This is a genomic window from Aliidiomarina taiwanensis (genome assembly GCF_003987015.1).
GTDB classification, from domain to species: domain Bacteria; phylum Pseudomonadota; class Gammaproteobacteria; order Enterobacterales; family Alteromonadaceae; genus Aliidiomarina; species Aliidiomarina taiwanensis.
This window is the reverse complement of the sequence record NZ_PIPQ01000001.1, coordinates 698,114-716,741: the sequence shown is the minus strand read 5'-3', so window position 1 is coordinate 716,741 and position 18,628 is coordinate 698,114. Positions and strand designations below refer to the sequence as shown.

Annotated in this window: 18 protein-coding genes; 11 read left to right on the top strand and 7 right to left on the bottom strand. The window is 48.2% G+C overall.

What is annotated here, in order from left to right; genetic code table 11:
• Positions 1–24: 24 nt before the first annotated feature.
• From CWE15_RS03320 to rssA, 4 genes are all read left to right on the top strand, one after another.
• Positions 25–522, top strand: coding sequence for a CinA family protein (locus CWE15_RS03320; RefSeq protein WP_126756611.1), 498 nt, complete (start codon positions 25–27; stop codon positions 520–522).
• Between the two features lie 127 nt (positions 523–649).
• On the top strand, positions 650–1,690 hold the full coding sequence (gene recA, locus CWE15_RS03315) for a recombinase RecA (protein WP_126756610.1): 1,041 nt from the start codon (positions 650–652) through the stop codon (positions 1,688–1,690).
• A 151-nt stretch (positions 1,691–1,841) separates the two neighbouring features.
• The gene (locus CWE15_RS03310) at positions 1,842–3,641 is read left to right on the top strand and encodes a DUF885 domain-containing protein (RefSeq protein WP_126756609.1); all 1,800 of its coding nucleotides are present in this window, start codon (positions 1,842–1,844) and stop codon (positions 3,639–3,641) included.
• A gap of 27 nt (positions 3,642–3,668) precedes the next feature.
• Positions 3,669–4,670 (top strand): patatin-like phospholipase RssA, encoded by a 1,002-nt coding sequence (gene rssA / locus CWE15_RS03305; RefSeq protein WP_126756608.1) that lies wholly within the window; start codon positions 3,669–3,671, stop codon positions 4,668–4,670.
• A gap of 64 nt (positions 4,671–4,734) precedes the next feature.
• Here rssA and putP read toward each other — a convergent pair whose 3' ends face one another.
• The 7 genes from putP to pspF form a co-directional block, all read right to left on the bottom strand.
• Positions 4,735–6,270 (bottom strand): sodium/proline symporter PutP, encoded by a 1,536-nt coding sequence (gene putP / locus CWE15_RS03300; RefSeq protein WP_126756607.1) that lies wholly within the window; start codon positions 6,268–6,270, stop codon positions 4,735–4,737.
• A 125-nt stretch (positions 6,271–6,395) separates the two neighbouring features.
• Complete coding sequence (locus tag CWE15_RS03295; RefSeq protein WP_126756606.1) at positions 6,396–7,121, bottom strand: ATP-binding cassette domain-containing protein; 726 nt, start codon at positions 7,119–7,121, stop codon at positions 6,396–6,398.
• Positions 7,118–8,152: an oligopeptide/dipeptide ABC transporter ATP-binding protein gene (locus CWE15_RS03290; protein ID WP_126756605.1), complete on the bottom strand. Its 1,035-nt coding sequence runs from the start codon at positions 8,150–8,152 to the stop codon at positions 7,118–7,120. Before CWE15_RS03290 ends, CWE15_RS03295 begins: the two co-directional genes overlap by 4 nt.
• 1 nt (position 8,153) lies before the next feature.
• On the bottom strand, positions 8,154–9,047 hold the full coding sequence (locus tag CWE15_RS03285; RefSeq protein ID WP_126756604.1) for an ABC transporter permease subunit: 894 nt from the start codon (positions 9,045–9,047) through the stop codon (positions 8,154–8,156).
• Positions 9,034–10,062 carry an ABC transporter permease gene (locus CWE15_RS03280; RefSeq protein WP_126756603.1) on the bottom strand — a complete coding sequence of 343 codons (1,029 nt, stop codon included), beginning with the start codon at positions 10,060–10,062 and terminating at the stop codon, positions 9,034–9,036. Before CWE15_RS03280 ends, CWE15_RS03285 begins: the two co-directional genes overlap by 14 nt.
• Complete coding sequence (locus CWE15_RS03275) at positions 10,055–11,695, bottom strand: ABC transporter substrate-binding protein (protein WP_241971838.1); 1,641 nt, start codon at positions 11,693–11,695, stop codon at positions 10,055–10,057. Before CWE15_RS03275 ends, CWE15_RS03280 begins: the two co-directional genes overlap by 8 nt.
• Entirely contained in the window at positions 11,685–12,740 is a 1,056-nt protein-coding gene (gene pspF, locus CWE15_RS03270; RefSeq protein ID WP_126756602.1) for a phage shock protein operon transcriptional activator, read from the bottom strand. The genes CWE15_RS03275 and pspF overlap by 11 nt, the downstream gene beginning before the upstream one ends.
• Before the next feature lie 215 nt (positions 12,741–12,955).
• Here pspF and pspA point away from each other — a divergent pair, with 215 nt between their 5' ends.
• From pspA to tyrR, 7 genes are all read left to right on the top strand, one after another.
• A complete protein-coding gene (gene pspA, locus CWE15_RS03265) occupies positions 12,956–13,630 on the top strand; it encodes a phage shock protein PspA (protein WP_126756601.1) in 675 nt (224 codons plus the stop codon).
• 12 nt (positions 13,631–13,642) lie between these two features.
• Positions 13,643–13,882, top strand: a complete 240-nt coding sequence (gene pspB / locus CWE15_RS03260) for an envelope stress response membrane protein PspB (RefSeq protein ID WP_126756600.1) — start codon at positions 13,643–13,645, stop codon at positions 13,880–13,882.
• A gap of 9 nt (positions 13,883–13,891) precedes the next feature.
• Positions 13,892–14,323, top strand: a complete 432-nt coding sequence (pspC, locus tag CWE15_RS03255) for an envelope stress response membrane protein PspC (protein ID WP_126756599.1) — start codon at positions 13,892–13,894, stop codon at positions 14,321–14,323.
• A 129-nt stretch (positions 14,324–14,452) separates the two neighbouring features.
• On the top strand, positions 14,453–15,649 hold the full coding sequence (megL, locus tag CWE15_RS03250; protein WP_126756598.1) for a methionine gamma-lyase: 1,197 nt from the start codon (positions 14,453–14,455) through the stop codon (positions 15,647–15,649).
• Positions 15,650–15,664: 15 nt separating this feature from the next.
• The gene (phhA, locus tag CWE15_RS03245; RefSeq protein WP_126756597.1) at positions 15,665–16,465 is read left to right on the top strand and encodes a phenylalanine 4-monooxygenase; all 801 of its coding nucleotides are present in this window, start codon (positions 15,665–15,667) and stop codon (positions 16,463–16,465) included.
• Positions 16,466–16,486: 21 nt separating this feature from the next.
• Complete coding sequence (locus tag CWE15_RS03240; RefSeq protein ID WP_126756596.1) at positions 16,487–16,828, top strand: 4a-hydroxytetrahydrobiopterin dehydratase; 342 nt, start codon at positions 16,487–16,489, stop codon at positions 16,826–16,828.
• Between the two features lie 95 nt (positions 16,829–16,923).
• Positions 16,924–18,510, top strand: coding sequence for a transcriptional regulator TyrR (tyrR, locus tag CWE15_RS03235; protein ID WP_126756595.1), 1,587 nt, complete (start codon positions 16,924–16,926; stop codon positions 18,508–18,510).
• Positions 18,511–18,628: the final 118 nt, after the last annotated feature.

Below are 18,628 nucleotides of genomic sequence, written 5' to 3'. Positions count from 1 at the left end.
GATTTTTAAATTGGAGTTTTAATTATGTACACCTCAGACCGTATACTCGTTGCGCAAATTGCGGAAGCTCTATTGTATCGTAAATGGCGCTTTGGTACTGCCGAGTCATGCACGGGCGGGGGGGTGGCGGTGACATGCACCAGTTTACCGGGTAGCTCCCGTTGGTTTGAGGGCGGGTTAGTCACCTACAGTAACGAAATGAAGCAAAATCTGCTACATGTGTCGGACGCTATCTTAACCCAGCACGGCGCTGTGTCCGAGCCTTGTGCAGCCGCCATGGCCCGTGGTGCACAGCATGCTATGGCCTGCGACGTCACCTTAAGTGTGACTGGTATTGCAGGCCCCGACGGCGGTACGCCTGATAAACCTGTGGGCACCGTTTGTTTTGGCTGGGCCTTGGCGGAACATGTATGGACCGAGACAAAACTGTTTCGTGGCAACCGTGAAGAAATTCGCACGCAAGCGGCTACCCATGCACTGGTTAAATTAGCAGGTCTTATTCAAAAAGACACCCGAAATTAAATTTTATGGTTTTAACTTTCAATAAGTTACGCCGAATTTGAAAAGAAATAACTGAATAGTCTTGATACTGTACAAATGCCCAGTATACTAACGGGTATTGAATGACATCGAACTGGAGCTACCACCTATGAGTGAGAATAAGCAAAAAGCATTAGCCGCAGCCCTTGGCCAAATTGAACGTCAGTTTGGTAAAGGTGCCATTATGCGTCTTGGCGACAACCGTGCCATGGATATTGAAGCAATTTCAACAGGCTCTCTTAGCTTAGACATTGCCTTAGGTATAGGTGGCTTACCTACGGGTCGTGTTATTGAAGTGTACGGTCCTGAGTCGAGCGGTAAGACAACCTTAACCTTGCAAGTTATTGCCGAAGCGCAGCGCAAAGGGAAAACTTGTGCTTTCGTTGACGCAGAGCACGCTTTAGACCCTGTGTATGCGGAACGCTTAGGGGTTAAAATTGACGAGCTACTTATTTCTCAGCCAGACACAGGTGAACAGGCACTGGAAATATGCGACATGCTGGTGCGCAGTGGTGCTGTTGACGTGGTCATTGTCGACTCGGTCGCTGCATTAACGCCGAAAGCTGAAATTGAAGGTGAAATGGGTGACACCCACGTTGGTTTACAAGCACGTTTGATGTCACAAGCGCTGCGTAAATTAACAGCGAACATTAAAAAGTCGAACACCATGGCCATTTTTATTAACCAAATTCGGATGAAAATTGGTGTCATGTTCGGTAGCCCTGAAACCACAACGGGCGGGAACGCGTTAAAGTTCTACTCATCGGTTCGACTGGATATTCGCCGAATTGGCGCTATTAAAGAAGGCGATGAAATTGTTGGTAACGAAACACGTGTGAAGGTTGTGAAAAACAAAGTAGCACCTCCTTTCAAAGAAGCGCACTTCCAAATTATGTATGGTCAAGGTATTTCCAAAGAAGGCGAGCTGATTGACCTAGGTGTGAAGCACAACATTGTTGAGAAAGCGGGCTCTTGGTATAGCTACAATGGCGAAAAAATTGGTCAAGGACGTGCCAACTCCAGCAAATACTTAAAAGAAAACCCAAGCGTTTCAAACGAAATTGAAACCAAGCTGCGTGACTTGCTTTTACTGAAGCCACAAAGCGCAGACGAAGAAGAGCTGCTTGCGGACGACACAGCAGCAGAATAACGCAAAAGTATTTGGGCTGAATCGATGCAGTCTGAGCACTCTAATAAGCCGCAGAGCAGGTTAAAACTGTTCTGCGGTTTTTTTATGCCTGTATCTTTTAATGAGCTAGGGTATTATTCTTATAGGCAAACGCATAAAGAGAAGAATAAGAATGAAACCTGTTGTTTTAAGTGCCCTTTGTTTGTGGCTCTTGGTGGCTTGCACGCCCGTTGAAAAGCTAAGTCACTCGACAGAAGAGTTGCAACAAAGTGAGCTGCTAGCCGATATTTTTGAAGATTATTTTTATGCAGACCTTGCACTTGATCCTTTGCAAGCAACTTATGTGGGCGAGACCCAGTTTAATGGGGAACTCGCCAATACCTTTAGTGACACGTACCGGAGCCAGCGGCAATTACTTGAAGAAGAGTTTTTGATGGCTCTGGATGCGGTGAATTATGCTCAGCTTTCCGACGCAGACAAACTCAGTTATGACCTGTTTCAGCGAGAGCGCAAGATTGCGCTAGAGCGACTGCAGTTCCCCACGCACTTACTTCCTCTTAATCAAATGTATAATTATGCCAATCAATTGGCACGGCTTGGCTCGGGTGAAAGCGCTCAACCTTTTGACACCTACGAAGACTATCAAAACTGGTTAAACCGCATGCGGGCTATTCCCGATATATTTCTGCAAATACAAGCAAATTTACAGCAAGGTTTAGCTACCGATGTCACCCAACCACGTATTATTATGCAGCGTGTGCTTGAGCAAATACGTGCCCATGTTGTTGAAGACGTTGCAACAAGTCTCTACTTTCAACCCCTAGCAAACTTCCCTGAAGGGTTTACACAAGCGCAGCGCACAGCACTTACAGAAGCTTATGTACAGGTTATAGAAAACCAGGTGGTGCCCGCGTACCGCGCCTTAGCTGAGTACATAGAGTCGGAGTATATTCCACGGACCCGCACGACTGATATAGGCTTGAGCCACTTACCTCAAGGCAAAGAATGGTATGCTTTTGAAGTGAAACGGCAAACAACGACAAATTTAACGCCCGACGAAATTCATGCTTTGGGTTTAGCTGAAGTTGCCCGTATTCATCAGGCTATTGCAGACATTATGGACGACGTTGGCTTTGCAGGGGACTTAGCTGCTTTTTTTGAATTTACCCGGGACAATCCGCAGTTTCACTATGCCAGCCCTGAAGCCATGTTAGCTGACTACCAGGACTTTGCAGCGCAGGTGGAAGCACGGGTATTGGACTTATTTCATGAAGACATGCTACCGCAAGCAGGCTATGAGATACGTCGGGTAGAGCCTTTCCGCGAACAAACCGCTAGTTCAGGCAGCTACGAAGTTCCTGCAGAAGACGGCAGTCGTCCGGGTATCTTTTATTTGAACACCTATGGTTTGTCGGCACGTCCTACCTGGGCTAAAGGCCCATTAACCTTGCATGAAGCCATTCCGGGTCATCACTACCAAGTTGCATTACAACGAGAAATGACAAACTTACCGCGCTTTCGTCGCTATAACGTTGTGGTCGCCTTTGCTGAAGGCTGGGGCCTATACACAGAGTCTTTGGGCGACGAGTTTGGGCTTTATGACAGTTACGACCGTTATGGCCAGCTAATTGCGGAATTATGGCGCTCTATTCGCTTGGTTGTGGACACGGGTATTCATTGGAAAGGGTGGTCAAAACAGCAAGTATTGGATTATATGTATGCCAATGCACCGGTTAAAGAGGCGCGCGCAGTGTCGGAAGCCGAGCGCTTTATTGTGTTGCCAGGGCAGGCACTGGCCTACAAAGTGGGCATGTTAAAAATTCACGAGTTACGCCAGCGGGCTCAGCAGAGACTCGCAGATAAGTTTGATGTGCGTGACTTTCACCGGGAAGTATTGCGACATGGCTCTATACCTCTTTCGGTATTAGAGCGTGAAATAGAGCGTTGGTTAGATTCAGAAACAAGCGATTAGGTTAGCTAGGTCCTGAGGAGAGAACAGATGAGAGTAAAAGTAGGTTTGGCATTAGGCTCTGGTGCAGCCCGTGGTTGGGCACATATTGGAGTTATTCGTGCCCTCGAAGAGCTTGGCATTGAAATAGATGTAGTAACCGGTACTTCGATTGGCTCATTAGTGGGTGGAGCCTACGCTGCGAATAAGCTGGACGATATTGAAGAGTGGGTTCGGGACATGGACCGCTGGAAGGTGTTCAATCTGCTCGACTTTGGGCTAACCAATGGTGGTATTGTCTCGGGCGAAAAAGTGTTTAATAAAGCACGGGAGAAGTTTGGTGCTTTACGTGCAGAACAGCTAAGTCGCAGCTTTGCTGCGGTAGCGACGGACTTGTACACGGGGCGAGAAGTGTGGTTGAAAGAAGGGGACTTGTTTGAAATAGCCCGTGCATCTTGTGCCATGCCGGGGCTACTTTCACCAAAAGCATTCGACGGCCGCTGGCTGGTTGACGGAGCGGTAGTAAACCCTGTCCCTGTGTCGCTCGCCCGAGCTTTAGAAGCTGAATTTGTGATTGCCGTGCACTTGAACTCGCAAGTGCACGTAGACGAAGACGACTTACCGCCGCAAGAACAAAGTCCAGCTACTTATGAGTCGGCCAAACAAGCAGGGTTTGAAGACGAGGGTAGTATAGAAAAGAAAGAGCAACCCAACGCTTTTGAGCGCTTCCTAAACCGCAGTCAAGACTATGTTGAGCAAGTAAAAGACAAGCTGACCCGCACGCCCACGTCGCCAGGTGTATTTGGGGTGATGGCAGGCTCCATCGACATTATGCAAGAGCGGATAACACGGGCTCGTATGGCCGGAGACCCACCTGATATTTTGCTGCAGCCTAAACTAGGCGAAATTGGTTTGTTAGAGTTTGAAGATGGTGAGAAGGCTATTCAAATTGGCTATGACGCCACCATGCGTATGAAGCATATTATTCTTGAAGAGCTGGAGCTGATAAAGCGCCGCCGCATGATAGCGCCGATACCGAAAGTGAAAAAGTAACGCCTTTGAAATATAAAAAAGCGGCCTGCGAACGTGTTCGAGGCCGCTTTTTTGTAGCTAGCTGTTATTCGTCTTTGTTTTCCTGCATGAGTTCACGCATTTTATTGAATTCAGCTGTTACTTGCTTGCTTGGCGCCGCAGTTAAACGGCTCACTAAGAAAATGGCCAGTGTCGACATAATAACCCCTGGCACCATTTCATAGAGCTTGCTGCTCAATGGCTCTTCACCCAGCACAGGTACGTAAATCCAGAACAGTACCGTGAGTGCACCCACTACCATACCGGCCAAGGCGCCCCAACGGTTCATGCCGCGCCAGTACAAGCTCAGAATTATTAATGGGCCGAAGGCAGCGCCAAAGCCTGCCCAAGCATTCCCAACTAAACCGAGAATGGTGTCGCGTGGTACCCACGACAAAGCACTGGCAACAATGGCCACGAGCAGCACAGAAATGCGGCCTGTCATAACTTGTACCTTGTCGCTGGCGTTCTTATGCAAGAAGCTTTTATAGAAGTCTTGGGTAAGGGCACTTGAAGTGACCAGCAACTGAGATGAAATAGTGCTCATAATGGCGGCTAAAATAGCGGCCAGTAAGAAACCACTAATGAAGGGGTGGAACAGGATTTGTGACAACACAATAAAAATAGTTTCTGAGTTGGCTAGGCTGCCGTCTGCTTTCATATAAGCGTTGCCAACCAGGCCGGCACCGTGGGCTTGAATGTACTGAGCACCGACAATACCCGTGAGCATGGCACCAATAATGGCTACGATCATCCACGTCATTCCAATACGGCGTGCTTTCGGGAAGTCGCGCACAGAGCGAATTGCCATAAAGCGGACAATAATATGTGGCTGACCAAAATAACCAAGTCCCCAGGCTAACAAGGACACTACACCTAAGAAGGTAGCACCATGAAATGCATTAAACATTTCAGGGGCTAAGGTGATGGTTTCTTTAGTGAGGGCCGTGTCGGCATTCAGAATATAGTAGCCCGTGACAGGCACGACAATAAGAGCAAGGAACATAATGCAGCCTTGCACAAAGTCCGTCATGCTAACGGCAAGAAAGCCGCCAATTAAGGTATAAGCAACCACCACGCCGGCTGTTAATAATAGGCCATGGTGGTAGTCCATACCGAAGGCGTTTTCAAAGAGGGTGCCGCCGGCTACAAGCCCAGAGGAAGTGTACAGGGTAAAGAAGATAATAATGACCACCGCCGAAACTAAACGCAGTAAGCGTGACTTGTCGTGAAAGCGGTTTTCAAAGAAGTCAGGAATGGTAATAGAGTCGTTGGCCACGTAAGTGTAGACCCGAAGGCGAGGGGCTACCACCAGGTAGTTAATGTAAGCACCAATGGTTAAACCAACGGCAAGCCACACTTCGGAGAAACCCGAAAGGTAAAATGCACCGGGTAACCCCATCAGCATCCAGCCGCTCATATCGGATGCACCGGCGGATAGGGCCGTGACTCCAGGAGTTAAACGACGCCCCCCTAACATATAGTCGGACAAGTCGCTGGTGGATTTAAAATAACCATAAACCCCAATACCCAGCATAGCGATAAAGTAAATAGCGAGAGAATAAAGCGTACCAGTTTCCAAAATAAGGCTCCTGTTGTGTAGCGCATTGTTAAAAGTTAGAAGACGTTTTAGTTCTTTTTATATTAATTAAATACAAATCTCGGCATGAGTTGTAAATAAAACAGGGGCACACGCTAACAAATAAGCTAATTTTTCTCAATACTCGCCGTGGTTTCGGCGTAGTTTACAACGTTGCCGTCTTTCAGCTCGAGTATGTGGTCGGCCATATGCTGGGCAATTTCATGGCTGTGGGTAATAAAAATGTAGCTCATTTTCAGTTCGTCTTGTAAATCCAGCAGCAAGTTTAAAATTTGTGCCCGCACTGACGTGTCTAAATTGGCTAATGCTTCGTCTGCCACCAACACCTTAGGGTTTAAAATAATTGCCCGAGCAATACAGGCGCGTTGTCGCTGCCCGTTTGACATCATATAAGGATAAAACACCCGATGCTCGTCAAGCAGACCAACGCGAAGTAGGGTGCGACGAATGAGCTCATTCCGCTGCTCGTGGGTTAGGCGGGTATTAAATAACAGCGCTTCATGCAGTTGTTTGCCTATGGTCATGTGCGGGTTTAAGGACGCTTCAGAGTCTTGAAAAACCATACGAATGGTTTGGGCACGGGTTTTGTAGTCGCCCGAGTGCAATGCGTGATCTTTCAGATAAAGCTGTCCGCTTGTGGGGGCGATAGCGCCAGAAATAATACCCGCGAGCGTGGACTTGCCCGAGCCGTTATTCCCCATAATGGCTAAAGTTTGTCCTTCATGAAGCTCAAAGGACACATCACTTAAAGCGACTTGGGTTTGGCTGCGAAAGAACCCTTGGTAACGCGTGTAGTGCTTGGTCAGGCCTTCGGCACGCAGTAAACAGCTCATAGGCTCACCTGCTTATACTGAACAGACTCAAATACAGCTTGGTCTTTGGTGTCTAAGTTAATCGGGTAGTGGCAATAAAACTCACGTTTAGCAATCACGTACTTCTCAGGTCGCTGCACACAGGCGCGCTTAGCATAGGGGCAGCGGGGGCCAAGCCGGCAGCCTATGGGCATATGTTGTAGGTTTGGCTCGAGTTCGGGCAGGGTTTGCAAGTGCTGCTTGTGGGCCAATTTCTGCGGTTGCGACAACGAGGTATAACTTAAAGCGTCTGTGTATGGGTGGTATGGAGCTTCTAACAATTGGTCACGGCTACCGGTTTCCATGATTTGCCCCGCGTAAATGGTCGACAAATGCGTGGTTTCTTTCATCAGCTCGGAAAAGTCTTGCGCTATCAGCAATATTGACATGCGGTGCTGGGCATGCAGCTGAGCTAACAGGCGATAAATTTGGTCCCGAGTGCGTGGCTCCATGGCGGTGGTTGGTTCGTCGGCGATCAGTAATTGGGGGCGGTGCGCAATGGCCGTGGCAATCATGACTTTTTGAGCAACGCCTTCGCTGAGTTCGAAAGGATAAGCCCGCAACACTTGCTGGTAGTTCTTCACGCCCATCTTTATGAGTAGCTGAGCTGCATACTTGTCCCGTGCTGCTTTTCGTTTCCAAAAGGGGACGTTTAAGTCTTGGTTTAGTATGGCTTCTCGTAACTGTTCAAGCACCGTGGCATTGGGGTCGAGGTAGTCGGCGGGGTCTTGGAAAATCATTGCAATATCAACGCCTATAATGCTCCGGCGCTCTTTACTGGTTAACCGCAGCAAGTCGGTGCCCTTGAACCAAAGTCGGTCTGCTTGAAGTCGCCACTCAGGGTTTATAAAGCCCATAATGGCGCGGGCAATTAAGCTTTTGCCCGAACCCGACTCGCCCACTAAGGTGTGCAGTTCGCCTTCTGCAATTTGGAGTGAGACGCGGTCAAGCACCTTCACCTCTCCGTGGGGGGCATCTGCAAAAATACTCAGGTTGCGAATATCAATTAGCATGTTAGTGCTCCATGCGGGCACGTAGGGTGGCACGAAGCCTTTCCCCGACAATGTTAACACTGCCCAAGGTAAGAAATAAGGCTAACCCAGGTAATGCCATAACCCAAGGGGTGTTATAAGCGTACTCAAGGCTTACCGCGAGCATGGCTCCCCACTCAGGAACGGGTGCCTGTGCGCCCAAACCAAGAAAACCCAAAGCGGCAATGTCTAAAATTGCGGCGGACAAGGCCAAAGAAAACTGGGTGACCAAGGGCTTTACAATGTTTGGCAAAATAACAGAAAAGAATAAATAGGTGGAAGTAACTCCATTTAGCCGGCTGGCAACCACATAGTCTTTTGAAAGCTCTTCAAGCACCACGTCGCGGGTGACAAGAATAAATTGAGGAATAAAAATGAGGCTAATAGCAAGGGCCGCATTAAATAGCCCAGGCCCAATAACAGCAATAATAATAAGGGCCAATAGCAAAGAAGGAATAGATAGCAACGCCGACAAAATGTGTTGAAAAGACATGCTGGCAACACCCACGCTCATGGCCACCATGGCGCCAATAGTAATGCCAATTGCCCCCGTGATGCAGACAATTAGCAGCGGCAAGCCAAAGCTATAACGTGCGCCATGTAAAATGCGCGAGATCATATCGCGCCCTAATGTGTCGGTGCCTAGCAAAAACCGCAAATCTCCGTCGTTTGACCACGCAGGAGGTAAAAAGAGGGCATCCGCAAACTGCTCGTTGGCACCAAAAGGCGCAAGCCAGGGGCCAAATAAACTTATAAACAGGAGGAAGCACAGCATATAAAGAGCTGCACGGGCTAACGGCTGCACTTTAAAGTCGAGCCAAGCTTGGGTTAAGGGCGAAGGGTTTCGCTCTTCATAGTAAAGTTCATCGTGTCGCATTGAGTTCTCGCCTTACGCGGGGATAACGCCAAACATAGTAAATGTTGGTCATCATATTGACGAACAAGATAAGCACAGTCAGTAATAACAAAGCTGTTTGAATAACGGGGTAGTCGCGCTCATAAATACTGCGTACAAACCATTGGCCTAACCCAGGCCAGGAAAAAATAATTTCAATAATCAGTGTGTTTGTCATGAGCAAACTAAAAGCCGTGCTGACGCTCGGGGTGACCCGTTGCATCGCGTTGGGAATAATATGCTTCTGCAATACAGAAAAGCTAGAAAGTCCTCGAGCATATGCACCTTGGACAAAGCTCATGCGCTGTACTTCAATACAGGCATTGCGAGTAAGCCGAATTAAGAGAACTAAAGGCACAGTGGCAAGAATGACCACGGGCAGCAGCATATGCTGTAGCGCATTCAGTAGGGCAGTGCCTCGGTATGGCATGTCGGATATGGCTATATCGAGCAGCACAGATCCAGTCGCTAAGGGAACATCGAATAAGGGATTCACTTGACCTGCAATTGGCAGCCAGCCGAGTAGCACCGCAAAAAATAAAATACTGAGCTGAGCAAACCAAAACACAGGAATGGAGTAGCCTGAAATACTTAAAAACGAGATGACCTGGTCGATGGGCTTGTTGTAATGAATGGCCGCTAAAATACCCAAAGGAGGGCCAATGAGCAGCGCTAAGCCCATGGCCAAAACGCTTAATTCTAGACTAGCAGGAAAGCGGACTTTAAATTCGTGCCAAATAGAAGCTCCGTCCTGCAAGGAAACGCCCCAGTTTAACTGAAAAAGGTGCTGCATATAGGCCAGGTATTGCCCGAGCAATCCTTGGTCAAAGCCCCGGGCTTGAGCCACAGCTTCATAGTGGGGGTGATTCATTAGCACGCCACTGGTGTTGCTTATGGGGTCTCCCGGAAATAAGTAGGCTAAGGAAAAAGCCAATACACTTAAAATAAAAAAGGTTATAAGAAACACACCCAACTGGCGCAGGACAATACTAATCATGTGCTGCTTCCTCCATAAGGCCATGGTCGCTATACACCGCATGGAAACGAATGCCGCTTAAGCTCGGTGGTAACATATTGCGAACCGTGCGACGTGACACTTGATAGCGAATGGAGTGAGCCAATGGAACAATCGGCACTTGTTCAGCGAGCAGTTTTTGGGCTCGTTCGTAAAGTAACTGACGCTTTGAGATGTCGGTGGTACGAATAGCTGCCGTGACAAGCGCGTCAAACTCCGCGTTACACCATAAAGCACGGTTATTAATAGAACGCTTCGCCGCACACGTGAGAATAGGGCGGAAGAAGTTGTCTGGGTCGCTATGGTCGGCCGACCAGCCAATCAGAACAGAGTCGTGCTTGCCTTGTGCTAACAGGCGTCGGAAGCTGCGCCATTCATAGCTTACAATATTTGCGGTAACGCCAATCTGGGCAAGGTACGACTGAATTTGTTCTGCCATTAACCGCGGGTTGGGATTATAGGAGCGCTGCACAGGTAAAGCCCAAATATCCATGCTAAACCCGTCGGCGTAGCCCGCTTCAGCCAATAAGGCGCGGGCTTTTTCTGGGTCGTATTGGTAGGCGTCGGGCAAAGCTAATTGCGCCCAACTGGTATGTGGCAAAATGGAATCTGCGCGCACCGCATGGTCATGATAAACACTGTGAATAAGTGCGTCTCTGTCTATGGCATGACTTAATGCTTTGCGCACTAGGGGGTTGTCAAAAGGCGGCACTTCCGTATTGAAGGCCCAAAAAGCGGTATTCGGGCTCAAGGACTGCTGTACATTCATGTCGTCGCGTTGTTGCAACCACGCAATATCACGGGCCGGTGGGTACGGGCTGATGTCGCAGTCACCTGTGAGCAGCATGAGCATGCGTTTGTGATTGCTTGGGGTAATACGAAACACCAAGCTGTCAGAAGCTGGGGCACCGCGCCAGTGCTCTTGGTGTGCTTGGTAATACACACTCACGTCGGGACGAAAGTGACGAAACTTGAAGGGGCCCGTACCAATGGGCCGTTGATCAATGTGGGGAGCTAAACCTTTATCTAGCAGTTGCTGGCCATACTCGGCAGACAGAATAACGGCAAAGCTTGAGCTTAAGGTGGACATTAAGGAGCTGTCAGGTTGATGCAGCTGAATACGCACCACATTGGGGCGAGGCGCAGAAATAGAAGCGATAAGCTGATCGAGCCGTGTTGCTCGGAAAAATGGGTAACGCCCTCCAGAGACACTATGGTAAGGGTGCTCAGGGTCCAGCCAACGCTGAAATGAAAATAGCACGTCTTCAGCATTGAAGGGCCGGCTTGGGGTAAAGTAATCGGTGTGGTGAAAGGCGACGTTTTCACGCAAGGTAAACTCATACGTGTGGCCGTCGTCGCTAATCTGCCAGTCAGTGGCGAGGCCAGGCTGCAAGCTTCCCTTCGCTGCGTCATACTCAACCAAGGTGTCGTATAACTGCAGAGAGGTCATGTCGAGCGTGGTGGCAGAAGTCACCATTTGTGGGTTGAAGGACTCGGGGTTGCCTTCGGAACAATAAAGCACACCATTGGTGTTTGGGGGTAACGCAGGGCCACACGCACTGAGTGTTAATAGTAACGGCGCACTGGCAAAAAAGCGTTTCACCTTAGTTATCACGTTGCATGCCCTCGAGTAACCCGTACTTTTTCAAATAGCCACGTAACTGATGATAGGTTAAACCCACAAGCTCTGCTGTTCTTTTTTGATTAAACTGGGCTTCAGCTAAGGCTTTTTCTAATAAGGACTTTTCAAACGCTTGGCTGACTTTCTTTAAGTCGAAGTCGTCGCCAAAGGCGGGGAGGTATGGTTGCGTTGTAATAGGCTCTACCGCAGGGACAACGGAGCTTTCTTGGTCTGTAGGTGCTGCTGTCGCCGGGCGCCAAGGGCTTTCAAATGGGTCTAGTATAATGTGACTGACGGGTACTTCGTCGCTATTGGTGCGATACACGCTGCGCTCTACCACGTTTTTTAGCTCGCGAATGTTGCCTGGCCAGTGGTAGTCTTCCAAGGTTTGCTTGGCTTGACTGGTGAAGCCTGCAAAGCACGACAAGCCGAGCTGACGCGTCATTTGAATAGCGAAGTGTTCTGCCAGCACTAAAATGTCTTCGGCGCGCTCTCGTAACGGTGGCAAAGTAATGACGTCAAAAGCGAGCCGGTCGAGCAGGTCGGCGCGAAACTTACCCTGTGCGGCGAGGTTGGGTAAGTCTTCGTTGGTAGCTGCCACCAGGCGGGCATTGGTGCGAACGGTTTTTTGCCCACCAACGCGTTCAAATTCGCCATATTCAATAACCCGTAGTAGTTTTTCTTGAATCAAACTAGAGGTGGTGGCCAATTCATCGAGAAATAAAGTACCGCCATGGGCGCGTTCAAAGCGGCCTTCATGCTTTCGGCTGGCGCCAGTAAAGGCTCCCGCCTCATGACCAAATAACTCACTGTCCAGTAGGTTTTCGTTTAATGCCGCACAGTTTAGTTTGATATAAGGCTGCTCCCAACGCTGAGACAAGTAATGGAGCCGTTCTGCCACTAACTCTTTACCTGTACCTCGTTCGCCAATAATTAAAACAGGCTGTGTCATTGGGGCTGCTTGTGACACATGCTCTAGGACGGCTAAAAAACTATCGGACTGACCGATAAGGTTATCGACGGGTCGCGTAGGATGCATGAAACCAAACCTTCATGTTAATAATAACGTTATTGTTCGAGTCTGAGGTTAGCCAAACTCACTACTTATTAGTGTATTTGTTTATAAAGCAGAAAGCACTTTATCTTTGCAAAAAATAATTATGCTTAGAATACAATAGTTTAAGATGTTTTGAAAAGTTGGCAAGCAACTTGTATTGGTAGGTGTGAGAATGTGCTACCTAAGAGGAAATAAAGATGAGTATTTTTTCACGATTTTCAGACATCGTTAATGCAAACCTAAACGCTTTACTTGATAAAGCAGAAAACCCACAAAAAATGGTGCGCTTGATTATTCAAGAAATGGAAGACACCTTGGTGGAAGTGCGCTCGGGTGCAGCTCGCACGTTAGCCGAAAAGAAAGAGCTAACACGTCAACTAAACCGCATGGAAGACGAGGTTGCCGAATGGGAAAGCCGCGCTAGTTTAGCTTTAAGCAAAGAGCGTGAGGACCTGGCCCGTTCAGCTTTAGTCGAAAAGGCCAAGGTACAAGACACAGTTGACGCTTTGCTTGCTGAAATTGCCCGTACCGACGAGCAGGTTGATCGCTTGTCCGACGAAATAACGCAGTTGCAAGAAAAGCTAAGCGACGCGAAAGCACGCCAGCAAGCTATTTTAATGCGCGAACGGACCGTTAGCTCACGCTTAAACGTGAAACGTAGTCTCGACAACTCCAAAGTTGACGAAGCATTGCAGAAATTTGACCGTTATGAAGCTAAAATTGACGGGCTCGAGTCGCAGGTAGACGCTTATGACTTAGGCAAACGCTCTTTAGCTGACGAGTTTCGTGAGTTGGAGAATGAATCTAAAATTGAAGCCGAGCTTGAGGCCTTAAAAGCACGTGTAGGTGATAAAGCAGAGCCGAAAGCATAAGGGGTAACAACCATGGACACGGCCGTTATTATATTGCTTATCGTTCCCGTTATTATTTTCATGCTGATTGTGGCACCCATTTGGTTGGTGCTGCATTACCGCAGTAAGCATAAGCTGAATCAAGGCTTAAGCGAAAATGAAACCTTACAGTTCCGTGAGTTAGTCGATAAGGCGGATAAATTAAAGCAGCGGGTACATGCTCTTGAACGTATTCTTGACCAAGAGCACCCGGACTGGAAAAAATACAACTAGGAGGCAGTGATGGCTGCTAAAAAGCGTTTATACCGAAACCATAGAGAAGGGAAGGTAGCCGGAGTTTGTGCGGGTATTGCCGACTATTTTGGCTGGGAAGTGTGGGCCGTACGCATTTTATTTGTTACCACGCTTATTTTTGCCTTTTCTTTAACTTTTGTTGTTTATATTGCCGCTTGGTTGGTGTTAGACAAAAAGCCTGCCATGCTCGAGCATATGAGTGAGCACCAAGGTTATCGAGAAGAAACACGTTTTGAGCAGGCCTCTGACGGCCGCACCATCGAGGTGAAAACTCGGGTGTGGGAAGCAGGGAAAACACCGAAAGAGGCCTTGAAAGACTTAGTGCAAGAGTTTCATACACTGGAAGGGAAAGTATGTGATATGGAACGTTGTGTTACTTCCTCTCAATACCGCTTGCGACAAGAAATTAACCAGTTGTAGCATTTCTTTGTGGCAAACTTTCGTTACAACGAGTAGCTGGTCGGAGCTGCTCGTTGCTATTGCCCTTCAGGCAGACCCTTCGTAAGCTGAGTTTCATATACATAATTATAACAATGGAACCATGCGACAATGACACAAGCAAAGACCTCATGGCATGCATCAACTGTTGCCATACACGGAGGCGAGCAAAGTACCGATGTACATGGTGCTTTAGTGCCGCCCTTATATCAAACCTCGACCTTTGTTTTTCCTCATGCAGAAGAAGGTGGCGCGCGCTTTGCCGGTGAACAACCAGGCTATATTTACAGTCGTTTAGGAAACCCCACAACACGTCAACTAGAGCAACGGGTTGCCGCCCTTGAAGGTATGCAAGACGCAGCTGCTACAGCAACGGGTATGGGAGCTGTGGCAGCTACCACCATGGCTTTTCTCAAGGCAGGGGACCATGTTATTGCATCGGACTGCTTATATGGCTGCACTTTTGCTTTATTTCACGAACTATTTGCCCGTTTTGGTGTTGAAGTAACCTTTGTCGATATGAGCGATGTAAGCAATATCCAAGGTGCTTTTCGTGACACGACTCGTATGGTGTTTTTAGAAACGCCTGCAAACCCGCATTTGCGCTTGATTGATATGGCACCAATTGGCGCGTTTTGCGCTGAGCATTCGCTTAAATTTGTTGTTGATAACACTTTTATGACGCCATTATTACAACGGCCTGGCGAATTTGGTGCAGACCTGGTGGTGCACAGTGCAACCAAATACTTGAACGGCCATGGCGATGTGGTGGCAGGTATTGTTACGGGCAGTGCAGAAGACATTGAGCTCATAAAACTCACTACTTTGAAAGATATGGGAGCCACCATTTCTCCCCACGACGCTTGGCTTATTACCCGTGGTTTAAAAACCTTGCCTTTGCGTATGGAGCGCCATTGTGAAAATGCGGCTGTGGTAGCCGACTACCTTGAAGGTCACGAAGCGATTGACAAAGTTTACTTCCCCGGGCTGAAAAGCCACCCTGGCCACCACTTGGTTGGGGCTGACAAACAAATGAAAGCGGCGGGTGCTATTATTGCCTTTGAAATGAAAGGCGGTTATCAGAACGCTGTCAACCTGCTGAACCGCCTGCAAATGATTCGTTTAGCAGTAAGCTTAGGGGATGCGGAAAGTTTAATGCAGCACCCCGCGTCGATGACGCATTCACCCTTAACACCAGAAGCCCGTGCACAGGCGAATATTGGCGAAGGCTTGGTGCGTTTGTCGGTGGGTCTTGAACATGTGGACGACATTCTTGCTGACTTGCAGCAAGCATTGGCCACGTTATAAGGGAGGTGCATTTGAATGTCTAAGAAGCAGAGTCAATATGTATCTAAGATGCCAGATGAGCACGGAGTGATCGCTTGGACAGATGAGGAAAACTCAATATGGCATGACTTAGTGTCACGCCAACTTGCGGTGATAGAAGGCAAAGCCTGCGACGAATACATGGCCGGGTACGAGCTGTTAAACCTGCCCCAAGACAGAATTCCGCAACTGGCTGAAATTAATAAGGTGCTAGCCGAAACCACAGGCTGGCAAGTAGCCCAAGTGCCGGCGCTTATTCCTTTCGATGAGTTCTTCCGTTTGTTAGCTAGTAAGCAATTCCCTGTTGCCACCTTTATACGCAGCCGGGAAGAGTTTGACTACTTACAAGAGCCAGACATTTTTCATGAAATTTTTGGCCACTGCCCCTTGCTGACGAATCCGGCATTTGCCCATTTCACCCATCAGTATGGTCGGCTTGGTTATGCAGCAAACCCGAAAGAGCGGGTTTATTTAGCGCGGTTATATTGGTTTACGGTGGAATTTGGCTTATTAGAAACCGCCAATGGGCTGCGCATTTACGGTGGGGGTATTTTGTCTTCTCCAGGCGAAACCATTTACTCTCTCGAAAGTGATATTCCGGAACGGAAGCCTTTAAATGCCTTAGACGCACTACGTACACCATACCGCATAGATATTATGCAACCCATTTATTACACCTTGAAAAGTGTGAATCAGCTATTTGAAATTTCCGATATGGACATTATGAGCTTGGTTCATGAAGCGATGGAGCTAGGTTTGTTTGAACCTAAGTTTCCACCTAAAAACAACGACTCTTAAAATGTATAAAAGGTAAAAACCATGAGTGATCTAAAACACCAAGAATGTGAGGCCTGTCACGCTGATGCACCGAAGGTAAGTGACGAAGAGCTACGCGAACTGATGAAGGAAATACCTGACTGGGTTCCTGAAAGCCGCAATGGCGTTTTGCAATTAGAGCGCGTGTATAAGTTTAAGAATTTTAAACAAGCATGGGCCTTTTCGAATAAAGTTGCACAACTAGCAGAAGACGAGTTTCACCACCCGTCACTGCTTTTGGAGTGGGGCAAGCTAACCGTCACTTGGTGGACCCACGCCATTGGCGGCCTACACCGCAACGACTTTATTATGGCGGCTAAAACCGACGCGCTACTCGACGACTAACTGACGGTTAAGCGTACAGCAAGCTCCAGATAGTGCTGCAATGAAATAAAATTAGCTGTATAATTTTATTTACATTGGACAAGGAGGGCTTCGCTGTGCGCTTAGAAATAACATGTCGTGACCGTCTTGGTATTTGCCAGGATGTGCTAACGATATTGCGTGAGTATGAAATTGACTTGCGAGGAATTGAAGTCGACCCCGCAGGTAAAATATTTCTCAGCTTTCCCAGCATGGCCTTTGAAGAACTGCAAATGCTCATGCCCAAAATACGCTTAATTCCCAACGTAGACGATGTAAAAACAGTTTCTTACCTGCCATTTGAACGCGAACACTTCGAGTTCAAGGTGTTATTGAACTCACTGCCAAACCCAGTCTTAAGTGTGGACCACAAGGGCCGTATAGATATTGCGAACCACTCGGTGACGGCACTATTAAAAACCACAGACGAAGCCTTGCGGGGCCAGTTTTTAGCGGATTACGCCACGGGCTTTCCCCGGCGTTGGTTAGCCGAGCAACCCGAAGAACCGACAGCGGAAAAGCTAGAGCTTGGGGGGCGTTGGTATTTAGCGCAGATCTTGCCTATTTGGCTAAACGATCAGTCGGGTGAACCCGCATTTGCCGGGGCAGTGATTCATTGCCAAGCCAAGCCCATTCCTTCCAGCCGTATTACCCACGAAGAAACCAATGCCTTTAACAAGGTGCTGACTCAGCATGCTGGGTTGAAGCGGGTGTTGCGTGACGCGGCTCGCATGGCCCAATTACATGCCCCCTTATTGCTCGAAGGGGAAACAGGTGTGGGGAAAGAATTAGTTGCCCGCGCTTGCCATGAGTCAAGCAGCCGAGCAGGAGAACCTTTTTTAGCCGTCAATTGTGGTGCGTTACCTGACAATGTGGCTGAAAGTGAACTTTTTGGCTATGGGCCAGGCATTTTCTCGCACCATCCCAATGGCAAGAAAGGCATTTTTGAACAAGCCCATGGTGGGACTGTGTTGCTCGACTCGGTAGCCGACATGTCGCCAGAACTCCAAGCAAAGCTATTACGCTTCCTTGAAGACGGTCGTTTTCGCCGCATTGGGGAAGAGCAAATGGTTGCAGTGGACGTGCGTTTAATATGCTTGGCGCGGGGGGAGCTATTAGAAAAAGTCGAACAGGGGCAGTTCCGTGAAGACTTATACTACCGGTTGAACGTGCTTAGTTTGTACATACCGCCGTTGCGAGAGCGAAAAGGAGACATTGAACTTCTGACAGACCACTTTGTGTACCAGTTTTGCACTGCTTTAGAGCGACCGATAGCCAGTGTGTCCGAGGCGTGCTTAAAGCACTTAAGCAACTACAGTTGGCCAGGCAACGTACGTCAACTCGAGAATACTATTTACCGAGCTGTGTCTATGTTAGAAGGTGACAAGCTAGAGTCTGAGCATATTCTTCTGCCTGACATGACACCTTCCTTTGAACCGTTAGCTATTGAATTAGGTGAAGAAACCTTAGACGAAGCGGTAAAACGCTTTGAAAGCTCCTTATTAAAACGACTGTACCCGAGCTACCCGAGTACACGCCAATTGGCGAGCAAACTTGGCTTAAGTCATACAGCGATTGCGAATAAGTTACGTGAATATGGCATTGGCAAGCAGCGTAGAAAAAGAACAAGTAAACAAAAGAGTACACCCGCGCCTAGCGAGTAAAGTAAAGTTTACACCTAAACCCCTGTTATCCCTTCTGTGAAGCCCCTGTAACTAAATGATTACAGGGGCTCTGTTTTTATTGGTACCAACAAATACTCGCAAAACTAGCCTTCGGAGG

Coding starts and splice junctions, on each gene's coding strand:
- CWE15_RS03320 (WP_126756611.1), top strand. CDS start 25: ATGTACACCTCAGACCGTATACTCGTTGCGCAAATTGCGGAAGCTCTA.
- recA (WP_126756610.1), top strand. CDS start 650: ATGAGTGAGAATAAGCAAAAAGCATTAGCCGCAGCCCTTGGCCAAATT.
- CWE15_RS03310 (WP_126756609.1), top strand. CDS start 1,842: ATGAAACCTGTTGTTTTAAGTGCCCTTTGTTTGTGGCTCTTGGTGGCT.
- rssA (WP_126756608.1), top strand. CDS start 3,669: ATGAGAGTAAAAGTAGGTTTGGCATTAGGCTCTGGTGCAGCCCGTGGT.
- CWE15_RS03295 (WP_126756606.1), bottom strand. CDS start 7,121: ATGAGCTGTTTACTGCGTGCCGAAGGCCTGACCAAGCACTACACGCGT.
- CWE15_RS03290 (WP_126756605.1), bottom strand. CDS start 8,152: ATGCTAATTGATATTCGCAACCTGAGTATTTTTGCAGATGCCCCCCAC.
- CWE15_RS03285 (WP_126756604.1), bottom strand. CDS start 9,047: ATGCGACACGATGAACTTTACTATGAAGAGCGAAACCCTTCGCCCTTA.
- CWE15_RS03280 (WP_126756603.1), bottom strand. CDS start 10,062: ATGATTAGTATTGTCCTGCGCCAGTTGGGTGTGTTTCTTATAACCTTT.
- pspF (WP_126756602.1), bottom strand. CDS start 12,740: ATGCATCCTACGCGACCCGTCGATAACCTTATCGGTCAGTCCGATAGT.
- pspA (WP_126756601.1), top strand. CDS start 12,956: ATGAGTATTTTTTCACGATTTTCAGACATCGTTAATGCAAACCTAAAC.
- pspB (WP_126756600.1), top strand. CDS start 13,643: ATGGACACGGCCGTTATTATATTGCTTATCGTTCCCGTTATTATTTTC.
- pspC (WP_126756599.1), top strand. CDS start 13,892: ATGGCTGCTAAAAAGCGTTTATACCGAAACCATAGAGAAGGGAAGGTA.
- megL (WP_126756598.1), top strand. CDS start 14,453: ATGACACAAGCAAAGACCTCATGGCATGCATCAACTGTTGCCATACAC.
- phhA (WP_126756597.1), top strand. CDS start 15,665: ATGTCTAAGAAGCAGAGTCAATATGTATCTAAGATGCCAGATGAGCAC.
- CWE15_RS03240 (WP_126756596.1), top strand. CDS start 16,487: ATGAGTGATCTAAAACACCAAGAATGTGAGGCCTGTCACGCTGATGCA.